This window comes from Vibrio sp. 1F169 (assembly GCF_041439605.1).
GTDB lineage: Bacteria > Pseudomonadota > Gammaproteobacteria > Enterobacterales > Vibrionaceae > Vibrio > Vibrio tasmaniensis_A.
Genome location: NZ_JBGOOI010000004.1, coordinates 113,068 through 136,744 on the forward strand (window position 1 = coordinate 113,068; position 23,677 = coordinate 136,744).

The window sequence follows — 23,677 nt, forward strand, 5'->3', positions numbered from 1 at the left end:
AGCTAGTGGTCATTTAGTATCTAGAAGATTCACAGCTCATAAACAAAAAAATGCAGCCACAATCGAAGGATTGTCAGCTGCATTTTTAATTCGTGCTTCTACTCAGTACTAACGGGCAATTACCACATTAGATCATCTGGGATCACGAAGTCTTTGTACGGGTCATCTTCGTCTACTTCATCTGAGCTTGAAGCTTGAGTATCAACGATAGACTCTTCGTCACGCATCGCGATCTTGTTCGCTACCGCAGTAGGGATAACTACATAGCTTTCGCCTTGACGCGCGATACTTAGAATGCCTTTACTTAGTTGCTTTTGAGTCAGCTCTTCTACGTAAAGGTATTTAACTAGCGTACCGTCGGTGAAGTTGTATTTGATCTCACCGTTCTTCTGTTCGATCTTGTTCATCTCAATCAGTTGCTTCACTTGAGCTTTAATTTCTTTGCTCAACTGCTGTTCTTTCAACTGTTGGTTTAACTCTTTGTCTTTCGCTTGCTGCGCCAGTTTAGTTTCTTCTGCTGCCGCTTTTGCTTCACGAGACTGAACGCGAGACTTTTTAGAGCCTTTCTTCGCCTTCTTTAATTTTTTCTCATTTACCAAGCCAGCTTTAAGCATTTGCTCTTGGAGTGTTAACTTTGCCATGACTTTCCCAGTTCAGGATTAAAAACGGCACTATCATACCTGTTTTTAAGGTTTCTGTTTACTGAACAAGAGTAAATTACAGAACAATCGCAAAATTTGTGCTGATAGATCTAAGCTGTGTCCATATTCCCTTCTTGTTGCTCACAACCTCCACTTTTCCACGAAATACCGTTTATACGCACATCGAGCCAATTACCCAGACGCACTCAATCTGCCACGAAACTGCGCGGGCGTTTTATTGAGCCACCCTTTAAACGCCCTTCTGAAATTTGCAGGGTCGCTATAACCGAGCCTTTCACCTATGTCATCAATGCTCATGGTTGTGCCGAGTAACAGCTCTTTGGCCAGTTCCACTCTAACTTCGGTAAGCAATATTTGATAACTGGAATCATGGGTCACTAGCTCTCGCCTGAGTGTACGAGAGCTACAACCAAACTCATCCGCGAGTTGTTCTATATTCGGGAAACTGCCTGCGGTTTGATAAAAGATCGTTTTGATCTGGTTAGTCAGCAGGTGCTCAGAGTCCAGCGTTTCCACTATCGACTGGCAAGACGCGAGATAGCGCTTCAGGGTCGCGGCATCATGAGTCAATAAAGTTTGTGATAAAACGGAGACATCAAAACGCAGTTCACAATAGTTTTGTTCAAAAATCACCGGGCACTGGAAACGCTCGTCATAAAGCTTGGTGTAATTAGGGCGAGCATAAGGCAAAGCCAAAGTATGAATATCCAACTCATGACCAGTCAGTTCTTCGAACAAAGAGACGATTGAACTCAAGAAATACTCACTGCAGAAAGGTAGGAGATCGCCCACTTCCAAGGTGTTCTCAATCTGAATCACTGCTTGCTCGGAATCTAGAAATAATTTAACCGAGAAAATAGGACCGTTCAGGCGCAGATATTTAAAGCCCGACTTGATGGCCTCCCCGACATTTTGACTTGTCGATAGCGCATAACCCAACACACCAAAGTGGCTCAAGCTAGCGTGTTCCCCCAGCCAAAGCCCTAAGCCATCGTGAGGAAAGCTCTGATTCGCCGCGCTAAATAACGAAAGTTTGTCAGCGTAAGTCAGCTTTCCATTCGGGTCTCGCCAATCCATGTTCGGCAAACCCACATCATTGAGTAGCCTTTCAATATCGAGACCTCGTTGCTCTAACGTATTCAACAGCAGCGCGATATCTAATGTACCCAATTGATGCCGATGTCCGGTCGGCTTATACTCCGCGATAATCTCCAATCGTCTCTCCTTATATCGAGCCCATTCCCATCAACATGACTACTCAGCTTCAACAACACTACTGACAAAATCGTGATTGGTAACGCGCTCTTGTCCGAATATGACCTCCCAATTCTACGCTACTCATCGCACAATGGCTTTAGTTGTTAAATTTATGTGAACTATCGCAATGATAAAAACGAATCCTGCTCCACACAGTTTGATTGATTCTAATGGTCAGCCGATCATTGGACATTTCGATGGCATCCCAAAGCACCTGAACATCGAGAACTTTGACTACCGAAACTCGATGGATGCAAAAGCAAACCTTTGGCAGAAGCACTTCCACTACAAGCAATTTCAATTTGTCAGCATCGTCACCGACACGCACATTATTGGTGTCGCTATCGCGGATATTCGCTACTTAGGCTCGGCATTTTGTTATCTGTACGATATTGAAAACAACCATCTAGAAGAGTCATCTTGGTTGAGGCCATTAGGGTTTGATAAACAAGTTACCGCTTCGCCATTTGACGGCACGACAAACATTGCAGGCCAAAGCATCATCTTTAATATTGAAGGCGGGCAATGGCAAGTTCGATTGAATACCAAACTCATCAAGGCCGATATCGCTTTAGAGCCTAAAGCCGACAGCTTGCCCTTGGCGATGTGCAGCCCAACGGGTTATTCAGGTTGGACTTACACCCAAAAGCACAATGCTTTGCGCATCAGCGGTGACATCCAAATCAAGGGAGAATCACTCGTTCTCGAACAAGCTCGTGCTGGTTATGACTTTTCAGCGGGTTACATGAGACGTGAAACCAGTTGGCGCTGGGCAAGCATCAACACGCAATCCAATGGCACAGATATTGGCCTAAACCTCGCGGCGGGCGTGAATGAAACCGGAGGCTGCGAAAACGTGTTATGGGTCAATGGAACCAGACACTTGCTTAACCCGGTACAGTTTACGTTCAGTCGCCAAGACACGAACTTGCCTTGGCAGATAACATCACAAGATGGACGTATAAACCTGACCTTTACGCCCTTAAATAACCGCAGCGAAAGGCTCAATTCATGGCTGTTAAAGAGTAACTTTCGTCAGTTCATTGGTCACTTTTCTGGCTCGATTGAAGACAACAATGGAGTGACACATCAACTCGATGGTGTTCTTGGCCTAACAGAAGATCACTTCGCTCGCTGGTAGCGTAATTCTGCTGATTGAATCTCAGGCGAGTAAGTCTAAGTAAACTTGATACTAAGAACGCGTATGGCGTCTCAACAAGGATAAAACATGAATACAAGGATAAAACATGAATATCGACGCATTAATCAATCACCCAGAATGGCTACTGCTGGTATTAGCGCCCTTATTCATGGTGTGCATGGCGGCTGAGTATTTTATCGGTCAGAAGCAAGGTCGACTGCCAGATAACTCCAGCTATAAACTTTCAGAAGTGATGTGTAACTTCACGCTTGCGGGAATGCATCAACTCTCGGATTTGCTCTCCGGGTTATTGGTCGTGCAGTTGTTTCTTTGGCTGTTTGGTTGGCGCTTAATGGACGTTGAAATGGGCGTACTGAGTTTTGTTGTATTGATGGTATTACAAGACTTTTGCTATTACTGGTTCCATAGAGCAAGCCATCGTGTTCGCTGGATGTGGGCCGCGCACGTCGCGCACCACAGTTCAGAAAGCATGAACTTCAGTACGGCTTTCCGTCAGAGTTTTATGTATCCACTTGCTGGGATGTGGCTGTTCTGGGTGCCGCTCGTCATCATAGGTTTCGACCCTAAATGGGTGATCTTTGTGGTCCTTCTCAACCTAGGTTTGCAGTTCTTCGTCCATACACAATGGATACGAAGCTTGGGGCCACTGGAATACATCTTCAACACCCCTTCACATCATCGAGTGCATCACGGCAAAAACCCGCAATACATAGATAAGAACTACGCCGGCGTTTTGATCATTTGGGATAAATTGTTTGGTACGTTCGAACCGGAAGTTGAAACCGCACGTTACGGCGTCACTAAACCAGTAAACAGTTTTAACCCTATAATCGTCACCTTTCAAGAATGGAAGGCTATATTCAAAGATTTGAGAAACCGAGAGCTAACCATTAAACAGAAAGTCCAGTTGATACTCTCACCCCCATCGGATTAAACGGACGATAGACAGATTGTATTAACTAAGATACCGCCTCAACTGGATTCAAAGACATCCCCACCGACTCGATTGAATAGTAAAGCACCGTTTTCCGACAATTTATTTATGATCTGGGTTGCACGCGTACCGCATACTATCAGATACTGAACAAAACTAACCTTCAGCCACAGTAAACGTTCCGCGCTTGCTGTTCAGGAAATTCAATGAGTTCAGATAATCAGCCGACCTACTTCTTTTTCGATTACGAAACGTGGGGCGTGAGCCCAGCAAAAGACCGTCCGAGTCAATTTGCAGGTGTTCGTACCGACCAAGATTTCAATGTTATTGGAGAGCCTCTGGTTATCTATTGCCAACCTCCTGCTGATTACCTCCCTGCACCTGAAGCTGCGTTGATCACCCGTATCACACCACAGAAAGCGGCTTCACAAGGTCTCCCTGAACCAGAGTTTATCGCTAAGATCCATGCTGAGTTAGCCAAACCAAACACAACAAGCCTTGGCTATAACAGTATTCGATTCGATGATGAAGTAACGCGTTACACCTGTTACCGAAACTTCATCGACCCATATGCGTGGAGCTGGCAGAACGGCAACTCACGTTGGGATCTGTTAGATGTAATGCGCGCTGTTCACGCACTGCGTCCTGAAGGCATTGTTTGGCCAGAGAACGAAGAAGGTTACCCAAGCTTCAAACTGGAACACCTATCGGTGGCAAATGGCATTGAACACGAGAACGCGCACGATGCGATGGCCGATGTTATTGCGACCATCGAGTTAGCGAAGAAGCTGAAAGCTGCGCAACCTAAGATGTTCGATTACCTTTACAACATGCGTCATAAGCGTAAGCTGAATGATCTGGTTGATATCGTAAACATGACACCATTGATGCACGTTTCTGGCATGTTTGGCCGTGACTGCAACTACACCAGCTGGATTGTGCCTATGGCTTGGCACCCAACCAATCAAAATGCCGTTATCGTGGTTGATTTAGCCAAAGATCCAAGCCCACTGTTAGAACTGGACGCTGATGAACTCAGAGAAAGGCTCTATACCAAACTCAGTGAACTGGGTGAAGACGAGTTACCCGTACCCATCAAATTGGTTCAACTGAACAAATGCCCTATTCTCGCTCCAGCCAAAACGCTGACGGCTGAAAATGCCGAAACCATCGGTATCGATCGCCAACAATGCTTGAAGAACTTGGCACTGCTGCGCGAACATCCAGAGATCCGCGAAAAACTGATCGGCCTGTACTCACAAGAGCGCGAGTACGAAAAGAGTGATGATGTTGATACACACCTTTACGACGGTTTCTTTTCACCTGCTGATAAAACAGCGATGAACATCATTCGTGAAACTGACCCGAACAACTTGGCAGCTTTGGATATCACCTTCAGTGACGAACGTATTAAACCGTTACTGTTCCGTTACCGTGCGCGTAACTTCCCATGGACGCTCGACGAAGCTGAACAATTAAAATGGGCGAACCATTGTCGTGAGTTTTATGAGTGCCGTTTAGAAGAGTACATGCTCAACCTTGAAAACCTCGCGCACGAACATGAAAGCGACGAGAAGAAAATGGCTATCTTGAAGGCGGTTTATCAATACGTAGAAAAGTTAGCTAGCTAATTCCATTATCAAGAGACGTAACACTTTGAAAGAAAGATTGATCCAACTGGTTTACTGCTTAATCTCCTTCACCTTAATCATAGGTGCACTTACAGCAGGTAACGCGTTACAGCACTTTTTGGATACCTCAATCCCAGGCAGTATTTTTGGCATGTTGATTCTGTTTGCCGCCATGGTGATTGGTATTGTTCCTTCGCACTGGGTACAACCCGGTGCAAGCTTGATTATCCGCCTAATGATCTTACTGTTTGTTCCGATCAGTGTTGGGTTGATGGATCATTTCGACATGCTTATCGCGAACGCATTGCCAATTATGGCGAGCGCCGTTGGTGGCACATTACTGGTGTTGGTGTCCTTATCATGGTTCTTAGACCGCTTGCTTTCGAGAGGTAACTGATCATGTGGATTCTACTCACCATCGTGGTATTCCTATTTGCTCGCTGGGTAAGTCAAAAAGTAAACTCGCCGCTTTGTAATCCCCTACTGATCAGCATTGGTATCATCATTCCGATTCTCACGTTCTTTAGAGTACCGTTTGAGACTTACTATGCTGACAACACTTGGATTACCTACATGCTGCAGCCCGCGGTAGTTGCCCTTGCTTATCCGCTTTATGAACAGCTACCTCAAATCAGAGCCAACTGGCGCATCATCACCTTTGCTTGCACACTAGGCAGTGTGATGTCGATGACAACGACAGCATTGATCGCTGTGGCTTTTAAAGCAGACTTAAGTTTGATTGCGAGTTTATTAGGTAAGTCAGTCACCACACCAATTGCGATGGAAGTATCGAGCCATTTAGGTGGTGAAGCAGCGATTGCGGCAATACTGGTATTGATTGTTGGTCTATTTGGGGCAATTTTTGCTTATCCAATCTACAACCTCATTGGTATTAAGAGCCCTATTGCCCGAGGTTTAACCATGGGTACCGTGTCTCATGCTTTAGGTACTGCGACCTGTGCTGAAAAGAATCAGGAAGATGCTGCATTCAGTTCGTTGGCATTGGTTCTTTGTGGGGTTATCACCTCAATCATAGCACCGAGTATATTTTCGCTCGTGGTTTGGTTCTATTCTTAACTAAAACCTCACCACACGATTCAGCCCAACCAGAATACTGTTGATTTCAGTGCCTGCTTGGGCTTTTTATTCGCATTTATTCAGCAATAGCAGCCAAGTCGCGTCCTGTTTAAGCCAATAAGTGCGATATCAACGATGGTTTTTGCGCTTGCAATCGATTTCATCTGTGACCTCACTCTAATTATGCAAACCAATGTAACAACAACAATACAATAGTGATCGCTATCACAGAAAATTCCTACACATTGCATAAAATTAAAGCCTAAGGTCAAATAAGGATTCAACATGAACAGTCGTACTACCCTGGCGCTGGAAAGTGCTCCAACAGCAATCAAAGCACTTTTGAGTGACATCGTATTAGCAGACAACTTTGACGCGACATTGTCTCCAGAACAATTTGCTAGCCTCCTGCAAGCAAGTGGTTTAGCGGATGACGAGCTACGTATTGCGCTACTTCCTTTTGCCGCTGCGTATTCTTACGCGCCGCTATCTGAATTCTATGTTGGTGCAATCGTGCGTGGTTTGTCTGGCACTCTGTATTTTGGTGCAAACCTTGAAATCGCTGGTGCTCAACTTGGCCAAACAGTACACGCTGAGCAATCTGCAATCAGCCACGCTTGGATGAAAGGCGAACAAGGTATTTCTGATATCACCATCAACTTCAGCCCTTGTGGTCACTGTCGTCAATTCATGAACGAACTGACCACAGCAAAAGAACTTAAAGTTCAGCTTCCACAACGTGATGAAATGTCTCTGCAAGAGTACCTACCAGACTCGTTCGGCCCTGCTGATTTAGGTGTGACGACTGGCCTAATGACTAAGCTTGATCATAAACACACGACTGAAGAAACAACGCCTATTGTTGTAGAAGCGCTAGCAGCACTAAACCGCAGCCATGCTCCTTACACCAAAAACCTAAGTGGTGTTTCACTGCAATTGACGTCGGGTGAGGTTTTCACTGGTGCTTACGCTGAAAACGCAGCGTTCAACCCGAGCTTACCTCCTCTGCAAGTGGCGTTGATTCAACTTAAACTAGCTGGCTTCGATTTTGAACAAATTGAAAGTGCAGCTTTGGTTGAAATCGCCGAAGGTAGCATCAGTCACCTAGCGGATACGCAATCTACATTAGAAGCGATTAATCCTGACATTCCAGTGACTTACTTAGCAATCTAAGTACATCTGATTAACAAAATTTTAAATAAGCAGCCCTATTTAACGGGGCTGCTTTTTTTATAGCTGCAATTAACGCAACAACTTGCGCAAACGTTTGCTTTTATCATTGAAATAAGTATGATCACCCCGTTTTCAATCAATCGCTCAAAAGATCGGAAGGAATTTCTATGTTTGGTACTGCTACTCGTGAAAATGCTACTCGTGTACTTCTATTAGGTTCAGGTGAACTCGGCAAAGAAGTTGCTATCGAGTGCCAACGTTTAGGCTTGGAAGTTATTGCATGTGACCGTTACGCAGACGCACCCGCAATGCAAGTTGCACATCGTAGTCATGTATTAGACATGTTAGACGGCGATGCACTGCAAGCAGTCATTGAACTTGAAAAACCAGATTATGTGGTTCCTGAAATTGAAGCTATTGCCACCAGCAAGTTGGTAGAGCTGGAAGCGCAAGGCTTAAATGTCGTTCCCACTGCAAATGCGACTAAGCTAACGATGAACCGCGAAGGTATCCGTCGCCTAGCTGCAGAAGAGCTAAAACTGAGCACTTCTCCTTACCGCTTTGCAGACACCTTTGAAGACTTCGCTGCCGCTGTTGAATTCGTGGGCATGCCTTGCGTTGTTAAGCCAGTAATGAGCTCTTCAGGTAAAGGCCAAAGCGTTATCAAAACAGAGGAAGACATTCAAAAGTCTTGGGACTACGCACAAGAAGGCGGCCGTACTGGCGCAGGTCGTGTGATCGTTGAAGGCTTCATCGACTTTGATTACGAAATTACGCTACTTACCGTTCGCGCAGTCGACGGTGTACACTTCTGTGCGCCTATCGGTCACCGCCAAGAAGATGGTGATTACCGTGAATCATGGCAGCCACAAGGCATGTCAGACAACGCACTCAAAACAGCGCAATACACCGCTGAACAAGTGGTTAACGCATTAGGTGGTCACGGTATCTTCGGCGTAGAGCTGTTTGTCAAAGGCGATCACGTTATCTTCAACGAAGTATCCCCTCGCCCACACGATACTGGCTTAGTGACTCTTATGTCTCAAGACTCATCGGAATTCGCACTGCACGTACGCGCGTTTACCGGTATGCCGATCAAATCCATCACGCAATACGGTTCGTGTGCATCAGCGGTTATTCTAGGCCAAGGCACTTCAACTAACATTCGTTTTGAAGGTCTTACAGAGGCGCTAGACGCACCACAAACGCAAGTTCGCTTGTTTGGTAAACCTGATATCGATGGCCGCCGTCGTCTAGGTGTGGCGCTTACTCGTCGCAACAGCACTGAGACTGCGATTGAAGATGCAATTGAGAGTGCTTCTAAAGTAAAAGTAATTTACTAACCAGCTATTCAAATTCTGAACAATCACGACTTCAAATCTGAACAACAAAAAAGACGGGCTATCGAGCCCGTCTTTTTGTTGGTGTTATCTTTTTTATTGAAGCGGTCTTTTCGCTAGAGAGCTCACTGCGCTTAAGCGTCTGACTCAATCAAGTACACTTCTTCACTGAATCGAGACAAGCCTTTTTTGGCAATCTTCGGATGTTCATCGTCTGCAATATCTTGATTCAACAATGTGATTTTGTATCCCGCGAACAACTGACCAATCTCTAGTTTAGGTACGCTAAACGGAGGCCCTGCCATCTCGCTTTGGTCGTAATCCAGAGTCACTAGAAGGATCTTACCACCCGGTTTCAGTCGTTGTTTCAAACGCTCTACATACTGCATTCGCATCTCTTCAGGCAATGCGACTAAAGACGCGCGATCGTAAATGGTATCGACAGGCTGGATTGGCGCTGAGAAGTAATCGCCCGTGTAGATGTTCAGTTCATCGAATTGATACAGCTCGTGCTGACCACTGATTTGAGTCACAGTCGGGGTGTAAAGGTGCTCTGCAAAAAATGCGCGAACCGCAATCTGACTTAACTCGACACCTTGAACATCTTCATGCTTTGAAGCTAGCCAAATCAGATCTTCACTTTTGCCACAAAGTGGAACAAACACACTCTTCTCGTAGCTAGGCTCAGTCTTTTCCCAAAATTTAATCAGAAGTGGGTTTACATCTTCGAGGTGGAAACCAATTTGGTTGGCTGCCCATTTATTGTGCCAAAATTCAGGATTATTCATCTTTCGTTCATGTTAAACAGTCATAATGCAAGGGTACAGTATAGAGAGGTAAGAGCAACCTTAGCTTGGTTTAAAGTACCAAATTGGTTTCGATGAAATCAGAAACTGGCTAAGTTCAAAGTTCTAATAATTGCGGAACTAACGGTTGGATTATTTGTCTATATCTTCACATTTTAAAGCAATATTAAACGTTAGAGTTGGTTTCGGTCTTAACTAGCCCCATTTAATATGTAGTGAGTTAAGTTAAGCTGTTTTTACTCTTTTGCGTTACTGGTTACCCCTTTTGACTACCCGTTTTTGTAACCTTGTATTTTGGAGTTTGAATGAGTGTATTTCTCCGTACGACGGCCCTAATGCTTCTGGTATTGAGCCGAGCGCCTGCATTCGCAGCAACACCTGTTTCAACAAGTTCAACAGATCAATCGCGTACAGCGTCATCGCAAAACCAAGTTTCATCAAATGTATTCCGCCATAGTCTAAGCGGCTTGTATGGCATAAAAGCATTCGACTCACGTCCTACTCAGCCTTACACCGACTTCGATATTCTGTACAGCAAAGCGCATCAAGGCCAAGCTGAACTAGAAACTATCTGTAAAAGTACTGCCCTACTCACCAACTCTGAAGCGCTCTTTGCTGGCGTTAAATCTCAAGCTCGTGCAGAAGAAAAAATCGCTCTTGAGCTTGATGGTGACGTAACAAAAATTACAGACTTAGCCCGAGCAACTATCATCGCGAACGATGTAGAAAGCTTGGTTGAAGTTTACGAAGCGCTAAGCCGTGAAGCAGACGTTGTTAAGCTGAAAAACAAGTTTAAATCGCCAGCTGACTCTGGTTACCGTGACCTTAACTTGTTGGTTCGTTTGCCTAAAACCAACATCATTGCAGAGGTTCAACTTCACTTAAAAGCGATTGCTGATGTGAAAAGTGGCCCTGAGCACGAACTCTACGAAATCATCCAAGGCATTGAGCGTCACGCAATTGCAGAACATCGCCCAATCAACGATATCGAAGCGGCACAAATCAATAGCCTAAGACGCCAATCTTTAGAGCTTTACCAACAAGCATGGCAACCGTACATTACCACGCACATTAAAGCGGCATAACCACTGGCATAAACGCTTACCATAAACAAGAACGACAAAGGGCTGCATAATCGCAGCCCTTTCTTTTTATTAGTGCTCTCGCGTTGCTTTCATTAGTTCATTAGTTCATTAGTTCATTAGTTCATTACTATCAGAAAGCAAAATATAGGGATGTCACTATTAGTAGTTAACGAGAAGGGTGATTAACGAGAAGGGTAGCTAAGAAAAGAGAGTCAGGTGATACCACTAAGAGAAACTAGTGACAAGACAGTCAGCAAATGATGCATAAGACGTAGATACAAAAAGACCACGCTAGGCGTGGTCTATTGCTTGGCTACTTCTCGATTTTAATATTTTCGACTCGGGCCTTCAGTTTTTGTCCCGGTCTAAAAGTAACAACACGTCGAGCAGAAATTGGAATGTCTTCACCAGTTTTCGGGTTACGACCAGGTCGCTCGTTTTTCTCACGAAGATCAAAGTTACCAAAACCAGACAGTTTTACCTGTTCGCCATTTTCAAGTGCCTTACGAACTTCTTCGAAAAACACTTCAACCGTTTCCTTGGCATCCCGCTTGCTGTATCCGAGTGTTTCAAACAGGTTCTCAGCCAAATCGGCTTTAGTGAGTGCCATAAAACTTTCCTCAAAGCTATGTTATACATTGCTACCATCTTCAGTAGCGCCAAAGCATTTACCCTATTCAATCAATGAGATAAGGTCATTTACAAGGAAAGTGTATGCCAAGCTTCTGATTTTCGCCAACTTTTTTATCTCATCAATTTAATTATTCTTTCAAATCAGGAAGATAACTCCCTTGTAAAGTCACATATATAGCTAAAAAACACCTAACCAACAGGTACGATGTGATATTATATCCCACAAAACCCAACATAATAAGAATTTAAAACTTTAGTGTTCTAAAAGATAATTTTTGAGACCTCTATCCTATACCCAATAAAATCAGCCACTTGATTTGATATCAAACTCAACAGAGGTTACTAAGTAACCATTATTAAATATGATATTTGTATCATTTCAGAATTTAATTCGAATTAGTCAATCCTTTCGACAATGCTATTCTGCTGTGTTTTTAGAAAATGCTCAATCAATCGTCTTTATTTCCCTAAGAGGTCTTACGGTTGTCTTAGCAGGCTTCACTATCAAACCTATACCGACTAGAAACAGTACAGATGCCACAACTTGAGCGACTGATAGCACCTCGTCATACATAAAGTAACCACTGATCAATGCGAATATAGGTACTAGCAAGGTTAACGGCGCTGTCGTGCTTAACGGATATTGAATTAACAGTTTATTCCACACCCAGTAACCGAATAGCGTGGTTGGGTAAGCCTGAAACAACACAGCAATCGTTGCGTTCCAATCCCATTGTTCTATCGCCTGCCAAATAATTTGGTCACCGTGCAGCATCACCGCAAACAACACTAATGGAACTGGCGCAAATAGCATGCCCCACACGTTAAACGCAAAAGCCTGAGTGGTTTTAGACGCTTTAACAATCACGCCCATTAACGTCCAACTACACGCTGCGACCATAATAAGAATCACGCCATTAACAGTGACATTGCCCGTTGCTGCGGAAACCAGCACCGCCAACGCGCACATGGCTAACATCGCACCCATTAACTTGCGAACCGACGCACTTTCTTTGAAAACCCACACGCCAACCGCCATACCAATTAGCACATTGGTTGAAAGCAACACCGACGAAAGCCCCGATGAGAGCCCAGCGGTGATTGACCATGAAGCCATGCCCCAGATGCCCACACCAAACACAAAGCCATAACTAACTAAATAACGCCACGCGACATTCGGTCTTGCTACAAAAAATATCACCGGAATCACCGCTAGCGAGAAACGCGCGGCGGTTGCCAACAACGGATGAACATTGGTTACACCCATTTTGATCATCGAGAAATTGAATCCCCAAATTGCCATCACGAACACCGCTAACAACAAATCATTTCTTTTCATACTTACCCCTCCTTTGTTTTGAATGAGTATCCCTTGATCAATAAAACCAGTACAGATACAATTATTTACAATAAAAACCAGTACAGTTAACAACGGTCGTGACCATGAGCATCTACAGAAAGCTAGCCAATCAGTTTATTGATGAGATTGAAACGGGGAAAAGACCCGAAGGTGGACGCATGCCTTCGCTGCGTCAATTAGCTAAACAACAAGCCATCAGCATGTCGACCGTGGTGAGCTGCTACCAAGAACTGGAATCACAAGGCTGGATACACTCTCGACCGCAAGCAGGGTATTTTGTTTCTCCTCATAAACCTGCTCATTCAACCCCAGAGTGGGCACAGTTTGAAAGTAAAGTGTCGAGCGTCAAGCTAACCTCATCAACTCACAGCTCAATCAATGGACCTTTAGGGGTGTCTAGCACCGCCAATGATGAACAGTCGATTGTTGAACTGGAACGCAGTTTTCGCCGCGCTATTCGGCGTATGAGCAGCAGGCTAAACCATTACCCAGATACACAAGGTGAGCCAATGTTAAGTCAGGCATTATCCACTCACTTTGCCAAGCTCGATGTACACTTTTCACCTGAAGAGATGGTGATTACGGCAGGCTGTATGTCTGCGATTAAGGCTGCACTTGAATCGTGCACCAAAGAAGGCGACACCATCGCGATTAGTTCACCTTGTTTCAACGGCATTCTGGAGTTGCTCGGAAAGATGTCGCGACAAATCATCGAGATCCCATCTCTAGATGACGGTATCGACTTGCAACAATTAGAAGCACATTTGAAGAATAAACGAGTGGATGCCGCGATTTTTTGTACCTCTCATATGAACCCTCAAGGGATCAACATGTCGGCTAGTCAAAAACAAAAGCTTGCTGAATTAGCGAATCACTATCAAGTACCGATCATTGAAGATGATGTGTATCTGGAACTTTCTTATTCCTCACACACTCCACTCCCCGCGAAATACTACGACAAAGGCGGCTATGTACTATGGTGTGGTTCAATATCGAAAAGCTTGTCACCGAGTTACCGATTAGGATGGTGCTTACCAGGGAGGTTCATTAACGAATACAAGGCTCAGTTTTCTGCTGCAAGCTATGGCGTCGCCCTACCCACTCAGCTTGCAGTTGCTGACTTTATCGAATCTGGTCAATACGCAAAACACGTTAGAAGAAGGTGTACTCAGCTTCTCTCTTTGCGCCAGCAATACCTAAGTTATTTGGCTCAGCACCTTCCTCAAGGAGTAAAGATAAGTAACCCACAAGGTGGCATGGTACTTTGGCTACAAATACCAAATTTGAACCAATCAAGCTTTGCTCAGGCAGTTGCCGACCACAACATTGATATCAGGCCTGGGCACCTGTTTAGCACTCATGACCTTTACAGCAATTGCTTACGCATCAATATTGGTTACTCGTTAGAGGGAAAAGCCAAGCAGGAATTGAACGACTTAATCGAACTGATTCACGTTCATAGCTAATACGTTCCAGTTCTTAATACGTGCCAGTTTATAATACGCAGCTAGGACATCAAAGCTTTTCAGAATCGACTTTTTCATGGTCATTAGAACACCGAATTTTAATAGCCTTTTATCATAAAAAAGAAGGCTATCATTCCTATCTGATCTAGGTTAAAGCCCCGCACCGTAAGGAAAATGACTCGCTTCGATACCTTTAAATACTGAGTTTGCTAGCACATACAAAATTATGCAAACTGACTAATGACACATCACTTTTTAACTTCAATATACAACCGCCGGCGCTGGCGTTTTCCCGTATTTGAAGAGAATAATTATGAGTGATACAACAAGAAACAAACCACTACCTTCCTTTATCGAAGAACGCTTGAATTTCTATATTCAAGACCTCATTACCCAGAACCAAAGCCAAAAGCACTTGGTATTGGGTAAACGACCTCAGCGCAATGCCGTCGTGATGCAGAGCAATGATTACTTAGCACTGTCACACAACAAACCGATCCAAGACGCCCATCAAGCAGCGATTATTGAACACGATGACAACGTAGTGATGTCTGCAATTTTTTTACAAGATGAAGAGTCAAAACCTGCGTTTGAAACCGAGCTCGCGAACTATGTCGGAATGGAGAGCTGTTTGCTTTCTCAGTCAGGTTGGGCGGCCAATATAGGACTATTACAAACCATCTGCCCGCCGGACACATCGGTGTATATCGACTTTTTTGCCCATATGTCGCTATGGGAAGGCATTCGTGCCGCTGGCGGCATCGCCCACCCGTTTATGCATAACAATATGAATCACCTGCGTAAACAGTTAGAGCGCCACGGCTCAGGCGTTATTGTGGTCGATTCGGTTTACAGTACCATTGGGACCATCGCCCCACTACGCGACATCTACGAAATGGCGCAGGAGTTTGATTGTGCCGTCGTCGTTGATGAATCGCATTCATTGGGCACGCATGGGGAAAATGGTGCCGGCATAGTTCACGCATTGGGCCTTACAAACCAAGTCGACTTCATCACCGTAAGTTTGGCTAAAACCTTTGCTTATCGTGCAGGCGCGATCCTTGGGCCAAAACTGCTTTCAGAAACCTTACCGTTTGTTGCTTATCCCGCGATTTTCAGCTCGACCGTGTTACCACAAGAGGTGGTCCGTTTAGAGAAAACATTAGAGGTAATCAAAAGTGCAGATGATAAACGACAAGCTCTGTTCCTGCGTGCTAAATCGCTGACTACGGGTCTAAAACGAATTGGCTTTAATATCCGCAGCGAGTCTCAAATTGTTGCGTTAGAGTGCGGCAATGAGAGAAATACAGAGCGAGTGCGCGACTTCCTTGAAGAACGGAATGTGTTCGGTGCGGTGTTCTGCCGCCCCGCTACGGGCAAGAACAAGAACATCATCCGATTTTCAGTGAATGCCGATATGACACCACGAGACATTGACCATGTGCTCACAGTTTGTCACGAAGCGTACCATCACCCAGAGTTAGAGTTCGTATAACTCTGTACACACCAATTCTATAACTAACACAAACGGCAGGACTGAATAGACGCTATCATGTCGCGATACAAAAAGAGCCCAGCGAATTGCTGAGCTCTTTCTTGTGTTCATCTATTCATCTATTCATCTATTCATCTATTCATCTAGTTCAGCTGGATAACCGGACGGTACAACAAATCAAATCCAGTGTGCAATTTTATCGAACAGTCGGGTTTTATCTGCTGGCTTCACAATAAAATCTGACATGCCTGACGATTCCATTTTTTCCAATGTCACTGGGGAACTGTCGCCTGTGTGAGCAATAATCGGCACTGTAGAGTATTCTTTGGCTGCACTTCGGATTCGACGAGAAGCTTCAATACCATCCATAATTGGCATCTCGATATCCATCAGAATCAAATCAACATCCTCGGTATCCAAAGCATCTAACGCTTGTTGGCCATCTTCTTTCTGTACAACGTCAAAGCCCTGTTTTTCCAATAACATTGCGGTAAAACGGCGCAAAGATTCGTTGTCATCCACCACCATTATCGTACGTTTATTAGTCGCCTCTAGTGGTTTCACAGCAACCGACGGCAACACGTAATTGGAATCGAAAAGTAAGCGCTCGATGGTGGCTTTGGTATTCAGTAGCCAAACTTGTGTTTCCACCCAAATCGGTTCAAAAGCAACGTTACGAACACGCTTAATGGGGTGATGCTCATACAAATAGATGATTCTCGCTTCAGTGAACGATAGTAAAGATTCAATTCTATCGAGGTAATTGGCTCTTAAATCTAAGCTCTCCATATCAACGAAAATCAAGTCGAACTCAAATTGATATTCCTTATTTTTAAGTGCTGATACAACGTCTAATACGGTGAGGTCAAACCCCATAAAACGTGATGTCTCAGTAATTTTATCAGAGAGTACTTTCTGGTCACTCACAATCAACACTGTCTTTAGCTTAGTGAGCTCACTCTTAATTTCGTTCACAGAGTGAGAAGTCAAAGATGGAAAAGTCATCGTGAACTGCGTCCACTGTTCCACCTCAGACTTACACTTAATCTCTCCACCAAACGACCGCATTACTTTCTGACAAAATGGCAAACCTAAGCCGTAGTTACCTGATTGGCCGGTGGTGTAAAAATCCTGGAAAATACGTCGAATGACATCGTTTGAAATACCAGCTCCGTTATCGGTAACCATAATTTGATTGGTCACGTCATCACTGCACATGGTGACATGAATATGAAAATCTTCAGGGCTGCGATGATGGAATGCGTTCTTGAACAAGTTATACATCACGTACTTCAACAAGGTATCACTGCCCAAGAAATCAAAGTTGCTTTGTACATCTAAAGAGATCGCTGATTTATCAGCTGAGCGCTTATAGTTAAAGCTATCTATCGCCCCTTCAACCACCGCTTGAGCTGAATGTTTCTTGAACGTAGAACGAGATACTCGGTTTTCATCAATTGAAGTCAATAGAAGATCAATCGTCTCGTTACCTGAGTGAATAATCTCCATCGCTTCATCACCCACTTCACGTAACTGTATAACTTCTTCATTGCTCAAAGCGTATTGCCCTTGGTGGCCACCACTTTTCGGATTCGGCAATATGGACTGCATAACATCAATAGAAGTCAGTAAACCACTTAGTGGGTTTCTCATCTCATGCGCGATACCGGCCCCAAAAGATTTCGCCAATGACACCTTATTCTCATGTTCCACCTGATTACGGAAGTAAAATAAGTTACCGAACAAATAGATAAATAAGAAGATTGGCACATGCGTCCAATCCATTGTGAGTTCGAGGTAGAAGCCTTGTGCCACCCATGCACACAAGGTAGCAATCCCTATCCCGGCGAAGGTTTGTGCAAACATCACTCGAGTGACGTGAACTAATAGAATATGGAGGAAAATAGCCGACATGAAAGACATAACCCATACGTTGGACCAGTTATTCATCAGCAGCATGTAAAAGAAAAAACACGGTAAGCAGAGGGTAATAGCGACTTGATAATAAGCCGGAAGGTACTTTCGCCAATCAAATGGAATACGATTACGAACAACAATCCCAAGGAACAATACCGAGCAAAACAGACGCACGGCTAAATTTTCATAGGGTTGCGGAAACAAGAATTCCCATACAATGTAGTAAGCAGGGAAACCGACAAAGCCCATCCAACCCACAAGGGTTAGGTTAGGTTCTGCGTACTGATAAACTTTACGAATCGCGTTCATACAAATACTTTATTTACTAAGCCCTAACGTTTACAAAGTCTAAAATTTGATGTTGGTTCTTATGTTTTCCGCTGAGTATATTACACATCACCTCAGAGCAGTGAGCTTTCAATCAAATATGTATCAACGCTTTTGATTTTATTATGACTTAGATGAATAAAGTCTCGGTTTCATACTTTAACTCAGACAACATCCCTAAGTGATTCAGATTTATACGCTCACGCCTACACCAATAACGCGCCTTAGCAAGTGCTGCGCCTCTTCGTTTGCATTATGTCACTGTAACGCGATGCATCTTTCTTGGAGTATCGCCGTAATCAATCACCGCGTAATGTTGCGTTACCCTATTGTCCCAAATAGCCATTGATCCCTTGTCCCATTTGAAACGGACTTGAAACTCAGGGCGTCGTGCAATTTCAAACAGTTGGTAAAGTAAAACATCACTATCTTGTCGGTCGAGCTCGTTGATATAACGAGTAAACTGTTCATTGATATAAAGTGTTTCTTTACCGGTTTCCGGATGGCTCTGAACAACAGGATGGATTACAGGTGGATTTTTCTGCGCGGTTTTAAGTAGTGATTTGTGCCAATCAAGCTCTATCTGATCTGACTCAACTCCCTCGAAAGCCACCAGCGAATGAGTCGCAGACAACCCTCTCAGCTTTGCTTTCATGTCTTCATCTAATGACTCGAAAACCGCCGTCATCGAACACCAAATCGTATCCCCACCGGTGCTTGGAATATGTTGAGCATGCAACAAAGAAGCTTTCGATGGCACTTTGCGCCAGGTTAGATCCGTATGCCAATAGCTTTCCATGGGTGCATTACCACGGGTTGTTTCGATGACACTCACCTGAGGTGCGCTTTCGACGCGAGGAAAGAAGGGATGCGCAGGCTCGAGCTGTCCAAATCGCTCTGCAATCATCAAGTGTTGTTCTGGTGAGAGTACTTGATCACCTAGGAAGATGACTTGATGGGTAATCAGCGCCTGATAAACCTCATCGAGCTCAGTCACACTGCATGTGGCGAGATCGACTCCATGGATTCGCGCACCGATATGAGGGGTAACTTGTTCTATTTTCGCCATACTTTTTCTTTTTGGTTTTCTCTAAGTTGAGTTGGAGACTGAGACTGAGACTGAGACTGAGAGGAATAGCCTGTTATTAAACCGGACAAATACAACATTTCTTTCAACACTGTACGTTCCAAAAGAAAGTCTCACTTTAATAAGAACAAGGCCATCTAAAAAAAAGAGCCCCTACATAGGAGCTCTTTTCGTTTTTTGATACTTCCTGTATCCATAGACAAGTCCAATCTGTAGTACTTTCACTGAAAGCCAGATCATCGATATCTCCAGTTGTGTATCAACTTAAATGTAACACAATCTCCAGGCTTTTCTAAAACACAACAGAGATAATGAGTTTAGTCCCACTCCATCTCACCACTTAGCACTTAGCACTTTGGCACCCAGTTCTAGATCGCCTTCTGTTGCCTTGAGTTGTGGGTATGCTTTCTTCATGTAATCACAGATATCAACAGACGTTGGATTGCTTGTGCTTACCAGTGCGTTTTCAATATCTGCAAGATGCAAGCAAGCTCGACATTAACGATACTGATGTGGAATAAGTATTATTAATTTTACTTATGCAAAACTAAATTCTATCTTGGCTGCATTATACAACACCATAAACAAACGCAATTACGCAGGGAAAAAGACGATGACCGCCATTACCGATTTAGACATTCTGCTAAAGTCCATGTCACCAGAGATCATTGAAGGTGATTATGTTTTTTGTACTGTAGACGGGGGATTGGGAGATTATGTTCAACTCGAACCAATCGCGACCTTTCGTGAAAAGGAAAGTTTAACACTGGTTCTTGAAGAAGGCGTTGCGATCAAAGCTCAGTTAGACTTCGACGGTGTATTTAGCCTGATAACTTTATCGGTCCACTCGAGTCTTGAAGCGGTTGGATTAACAGCGGCTTTTGCCACCAAGCTAGGTTCATACGGCATTAGCGCCAACGTAATTGCTGGTTATTACCATGACCATATCTTCGTTCAGAAAGAGAAAGCAGAAGCTGCAATGAGTGCGCTGAAAGAGTTTTCAGAAACTGATTAATAAATAATTTGATTACTCACAAATACAAAAAAAGCGACGTAATCTACGTCGCTTTGACTTATTGCTTAACAATCACTCACTGATCAGGCATCAGTGAGTGACACAGTTAAGCAAGCTTAAAAGTCGCCACTTTGTCACTTAAACCAGCGGCTTGGCTCTTAAGTTCGTTCGACTCAGTTAAGCTGTCCTGTGCGCCCACAACTAAGTGGTCCGTAACATCTTTAATGGTCGTAATGTTCTGAGTAATTTCACCCGTCACGTGCGTTTGCTCTTCTGCTGCGGTAGCAATTTGAGTCGCCATATCACTAATCAAAGCCACCGCTGTGTTGATCTCTTCTAGCGCATGTGAAGCTCGGTCGGCATCTTCGACGGAATGTATTGCCAGTTTCGAGCTGCTCTCCATAAGATCAACCGCTTGAGCCGTTGTGCGTTGTAAAACATCAATCGTTGACTTTATCTCTTCTGTTGAAGAGTGAGTTCGTTGAGAAAGCACACGTACTTCATCTGCAACTACAGCAAAACCACGACCTTGTTCACCAGCACGCGCCGCTTCAATCGCAGCATTCAAAGCAAGCAAGTTAGTTTGCTCTGCAATACCTTGAATCGTAGCAAGTACCGTCGAAATCTCTTGAGCATGCTTGTTTAGCTCACTGATCACATTACCTGCTTCATTCACTTCATTGGCAAGGTTATTGATAGAACCTTTGGTATCGACAACCAGGGCGTGACCGCTATTAGTGCTTGTCGCAGAGTCTTGTGCCGCTTTTGCTGTTTGCTCAGCATGCGATGCAATCTCTTGCGTTGCACTCGCCATTTCCGTTACAGCCGTCGCCACCATGGTGATCTCTTGCTGTTGATGATTAAGCTCATCCACCGAACGATTCGCTCGCTGAGTACTTTTCTCTGACTGGCTGTTAAGCTGCTCTGATTGCCCACGAATATGACCAATCAACTGCTGTAAACTTCCTACAAAAGTGTTGAAGTTCTGTGCTAGTTCTCCTACTTCATCTTGGTTCTCAACATGAATACGCTGAGTTAAATCACCACTACCATTAGCGATCTGCGCCAATGCTTGAGACACATGGTTCAACGGACGGAACAGAATAGTACACAGCAGGTTAAACAATATGGTACATACAATCACAACCAACAGTGTCACCAACACTTGACCGATCACCGCATCAAATAACGGTGCAACCAAAGAGTCATGATTAACAACACTGATAGTAATCAGGCTTGTACCATCAATCGCACGTGCGTACAGAACATAGTCGCTGCCATTTAACTCGATAGCCGTGTCTTTACCGCTAGTCAGTGCCTTCTGTACATCAGAAAAATCTAGCCCTAGCGAGCTAATGTTCTCATTCAGCAACTTTGTATCAGCGTGCGTGTAAACCGTGCCTTTGTTGGTCGCGATAAACATGTAGCCTTCGCCTGGAAGAATCACTTTTTCAAGGCTGTTTAGAATGTCGGTAATTTCTACATCAGCACCTAAAACGACCTGCTGGCCATGCAGTTGCATTGCAGTACCCAACGACACAACGTTCGCCCCAGTTGCCGCGGCAACCGTTGGGTTATCCATGAACACCTTACTTGGGTTCGCAACCGCATTGGTGTACCAACCCCATACGCGTGGATCATCATTGCCCGGTGGCAACACTACGCCATTCGCATTTTTTTGCGAGCCATCAGGGAACGCTAAGAACACATTATCAAACGAGCCTGAATCACGAACCTGCTTCAGGTGAGTGACCAAGCTTTCTTGTTGTGACTCCTTCGAAAGTGAAGTAAGCGCACGCTCTTTGGATAAGATCCAATCCGATACATATTGATTGTAAGAAGCTGACGCACCTTCTAAGCGCTGTTCAACTTCAATATCCAACCGTTGCAATGAAGCACGAAAAGACAATACCTCGACCAAAATCCCCCCCAGGATAATGGCCATGCTAGCAGAGATCGCCAGCTTATTTTTAAGCGAGAGTTTCTTGAACATAGGAAACCTATAATTTGGAAGTAAAAACCGCGGTGACAAATTTGTCACCAACACAGTTTGCAAGCACCATTTATTTTACGCTTTAAAATAAATTAATAAACCATCCAAGGTTAATATCAGCAATATATGTGAGTAGGGGCACGCATAGCGAGACATTCACCAAGTAAATTATTGATTGCATGAGAAATTATACCGAACGGCCTGTTGGAGGATAATTAAGTTAAATACGCTCAACATAGCGTTGTTAACTAGACGAAAAATAGAAAAGGACCCAACACATAACGTTCAGCCCTTTATTTCTCGTCATTTAAACCCAACGGCATTCTTATTTCCATCAGATCAATATTTATATTCGATTACTTAGATTTCACCGAAGTTGGGGTTAGTTAATAATCGCTTTAATTACTTTACTAACTATTAGTTTTGTCAGTTATTGTATTTTCACTTACCCAATACTAACTCAACAACCAACGACTACTAGTTGTTCGTCACAGAAAGTTTGTAGCCCAAATGTTGAACATTCACATCAGCGTAGCCTAGAGCAACGGCATAGTCTGCTGCGTTTGTGAAAGCAGAAAACATGATTGAAACGGCTAGTGTTATAAACACACTCATTTTCATATTTTGTTCCTTTTTGGCTAAATAGTTTTAACTGGTTAAATGGGGTTAGTTAGTTAATTGAGCGAACTGAATGTTATTACCAACGTGAGCGATATGAACGATGGCAGCTTTTACAAGTCGCCTGCGCTGCTTCTAACCCTGATTCCACCAGTGATACATTACCTTGTTGGCTACCTTGATAGAGTTCTTGGAACCCTTGATTCATTTGACTTAGTAGTCGTTGGAATTTTTCAGGCTCACTCCACACACTCTCTTTAGCTTTACTTCCCTCTTGGCTGCCCACCGGAAATGACGTCAGTAACAATTCGCTATGAGCTGTTAGCTCTAAACTTGTTTTTTCTAATACCTGCCAACTCGTATCGTTGCCATCTAATAAGTCTTTGGCTTGCTCAATCAAGGTTTCAACTTGTGTAAATGCGTATTGGCGCTGTTCAATTTGGTTCGCATGATCTTGTGATGCCAAAGCGTGGGTACTAAGTAAAACGGTTGTAGTGCACAGTAGGCTCACCAATCTCTTGTGAATCATTCTCTTGTTCATATTGATCTCTCCTCGCTTCATATAGCTTTTGTTGTCTGGTTTCGATACAGACATCGATGATTCGTTTCGGTGTTCCGTTTTGCTCTGATGTCTGTGTT

Annotated in this window: 22 protein-coding genes; 11 read left to right on the forward strand and 11 right to left on the reverse strand. The window is 44.0% G+C overall.

What is annotated here, in order from left to right:
• Positions 1-119 precede the first annotated feature (119 nt).
• Complete coding sequence (locus tag ACED53_RS03030) at positions 120-641, reverse strand: DUF2058 domain-containing protein (protein WP_012604134.1); 522 nt, start codon at positions 639-641, stop codon at positions 120-122.
• Between the two features lie 192 nt (positions 642-833).
• Positions 834-1,877, reverse strand: coding sequence for an AraC family transcriptional regulator (locus ACED53_RS03035; RefSeq protein WP_017099717.1), 1,044 nt, complete (start codon positions 1,875-1,877; stop codon positions 834-836).
• A 169-nt stretch (positions 1,878-2,046) separates the two neighbouring features.
• On the opposite strand from ACED53_RS03035, the gene ACED53_RS03040 reads away from it, so the two are divergent.
• The 7 genes from ACED53_RS03040 (at position 2,047) to purT (ending at position 9,239) form a co-directional block, all read left to right on the forward strand.
• Positions 2,047-3,060, forward strand: coding sequence for a DUF2804 domain-containing protein (locus ACED53_RS03040; protein WP_017099718.1), 1,014 nt, complete (start codon positions 2,047-2,049; stop codon positions 3,058-3,060).
• A gap of 106 nt (positions 3,061-3,166) precedes the next feature.
• A complete protein-coding gene (locus ACED53_RS03045) occupies positions 3,167-4,015 on the forward strand; it encodes a sterol desaturase family protein (RefSeq protein WP_017099719.1) in 849 nt (282 codons plus the stop codon).
• Positions 4,016-4,221: 206 nt separating this feature from the next.
• Positions 4,222-5,646, forward strand: coding sequence for an exodeoxyribonuclease I (sbcB, locus tag ACED53_RS03050; protein ID WP_017099720.1), 1,425 nt, complete (start codon positions 4,222-4,224; stop codon positions 5,644-5,646).
• A gap of 25 nt (positions 5,647-5,671) precedes the next feature.
• Entirely contained in the window at positions 5,672-6,043 is a 372-nt protein-coding gene (locus ACED53_RS03055) for a CidA/LrgA family protein (protein WP_004734867.1), read from the forward strand.
• Positions 6,044-6,045: 2 nt separating this feature from the next.
• Positions 6,046-6,723, forward strand: coding sequence for an LrgB family protein (locus tag ACED53_RS03060; protein ID WP_017099721.1), 678 nt, complete (start codon positions 6,046-6,048; stop codon positions 6,721-6,723).
• 285 nt (positions 6,724-7,008) lie between these two features.
• Positions 7,009-7,896, forward strand: a complete 888-nt coding sequence (gene cdd / locus ACED53_RS03065; protein WP_017099722.1) for a cytidine deaminase — start codon at positions 7,009-7,011, stop codon at positions 7,894-7,896.
• A 167-nt stretch (positions 7,897-8,063) separates the two neighbouring features.
• Entirely contained in the window at positions 8,064-9,239 is a 1,176-nt protein-coding gene (gene purT, locus ACED53_RS03070) for a formate-dependent phosphoribosylglycinamide formyltransferase (protein WP_017099723.1), read from the forward strand.
• A gap of 131 nt (positions 9,240-9,370) precedes the next feature.
• Here the strand turns inward: purT and ACED53_RS03075 are convergent, their stop codons facing one another.
• Positions 9,371-10,024, reverse strand: coding sequence for a thiopurine S-methyltransferase (locus ACED53_RS03075; protein ID WP_017099724.1), 654 nt, complete (start codon positions 10,022-10,024; stop codon positions 9,371-9,373).
• Between the two features lie 323 nt (positions 10,025-10,347).
• Here ACED53_RS03075 and ACED53_RS03080 point away from each other — a divergent pair, with 323 nt between their 5' ends.
• Complete coding sequence (locus ACED53_RS03080; RefSeq protein ID WP_017099725.1) at positions 10,348-11,127, forward strand: RelA/SpoT domain-containing protein; 780 nt, start codon at positions 10,348-10,350, stop codon at positions 11,125-11,127.
• Positions 11,128-11,440: 313 nt separating this feature from the next.
• Here the strand turns inward: ACED53_RS03080 and ihfA are convergent, their stop codons facing one another.
• Together ihfA and ACED53_RS03090 are read right to left on the reverse strand one after the other, a co-directional pair.
• On the reverse strand, positions 11,441-11,737 hold the full coding sequence (gene ihfA / locus ACED53_RS03085) for an integration host factor subunit alpha (protein WP_004734853.1): 297 nt from the start codon (positions 11,735-11,737) through the stop codon (positions 11,441-11,443).
• 468 nt (positions 11,738-12,205) lie between these two features.
• Complete coding sequence (locus tag ACED53_RS03090) at positions 12,206-13,099, reverse strand: EamA family transporter (RefSeq protein ID WP_029225334.1); 894 nt, start codon at positions 13,097-13,099, stop codon at positions 12,206-12,208.
• Between the two features lie 104 nt (positions 13,100-13,203).
• Here ACED53_RS03090 and ACED53_RS03095 point away from each other — a divergent pair, with 104 nt between their 5' ends.
• Together ACED53_RS03095 and cqsA are read left to right on the forward strand one after the other, a co-directional pair.
• Positions 13,204-14,586, forward strand: a complete 1,383-nt coding sequence (locus ACED53_RS03095; protein WP_017099726.1) for a PLP-dependent aminotransferase family protein — start codon at positions 13,204-13,206, stop codon at positions 14,584-14,586.
• A 313-nt stretch (positions 14,587-14,899) separates the two neighbouring features.
• Complete coding sequence (cqsA, locus tag ACED53_RS03100; RefSeq protein ID WP_017099727.1) at positions 14,900-16,081, forward strand: alpha-hydroxyketone-type quorum-sensing autoinducer synthase; 1,182 nt, start codon at positions 14,900-14,902, stop codon at positions 16,079-16,081.
• Positions 16,082-16,258: 177 nt separating this feature from the next.
• Here cqsA and ACED53_RS03105 read toward each other — a convergent pair whose 3' ends face one another.
• From ACED53_RS03105 to ACED53_RS03115, 3 genes are all read right to left on the reverse strand, one after another.
• Positions 16,259-18,307, reverse strand: coding sequence for a response regulator (locus ACED53_RS03105; RefSeq protein ID WP_017099728.1), 2,049 nt, complete (start codon positions 18,305-18,307; stop codon positions 16,259-16,261).
• A 271-nt stretch (positions 18,308-18,578) separates the two neighbouring features.
• Positions 18,579-19,394, reverse strand: coding sequence for a TauD/TfdA family dioxygenase (locus tag ACED53_RS03110; protein ID WP_017099729.1), 816 nt, complete (start codon positions 19,392-19,394; stop codon positions 18,579-18,581).
• 351 nt (positions 19,395-19,745) lie between these two features.
• Positions 19,746-19,898 (reverse strand): hypothetical protein, encoded by a 153-nt coding sequence (locus ACED53_RS03115; RefSeq protein ID WP_017099730.1) that lies wholly within the window; start codon positions 19,896-19,898, stop codon positions 19,746-19,748.
• Positions 19,899-20,025: 127 nt separating this feature from the next.
• Between ACED53_RS03115 and ACED53_RS03120 the strand changes: the two genes are divergently transcribed.
• Positions 20,026-20,427, forward strand: coding sequence for an ACT domain-containing protein (locus tag ACED53_RS03120; RefSeq protein ID WP_017099731.1), 402 nt, complete (start codon positions 20,026-20,028; stop codon positions 20,425-20,427).
• A gap of 106 nt (positions 20,428-20,533) precedes the next feature.
• On the opposite strand, the gene ACED53_RS03125 is transcribed toward ACED53_RS03120, so the two are convergent.
• The 3 genes from ACED53_RS03125 to ACED53_RS03135 form a co-directional block, all read right to left on the reverse strand.
• Positions 20,534-22,420: a methyl-accepting chemotaxis protein gene (locus ACED53_RS03125; RefSeq protein WP_029223812.1), complete on the reverse strand. Its 1,887-nt coding sequence runs from the start codon at positions 22,418-22,420 to the stop codon at positions 20,534-20,536.
• Between the two features lie 477 nt (positions 22,421-22,897).
• Positions 22,898-23,041 carry a hypothetical protein gene (locus tag ACED53_RS03130; protein ID WP_017096974.1) on the reverse strand — a complete coding sequence of 48 codons (144 nt, stop codon included), beginning with the start codon at positions 23,039-23,041 and terminating at the stop codon, positions 22,898-22,900.
• A gap of 76 nt (positions 23,042-23,117) precedes the next feature.
• A complete protein-coding gene (locus ACED53_RS03135; RefSeq protein WP_017099732.1) occupies positions 23,118-23,633 on the reverse strand; it encodes a cytochrome c in 516 nt (171 codons plus the stop codon).
• Between the last annotated feature and the right edge of the window lie 44 nt (positions 23,634-23,677).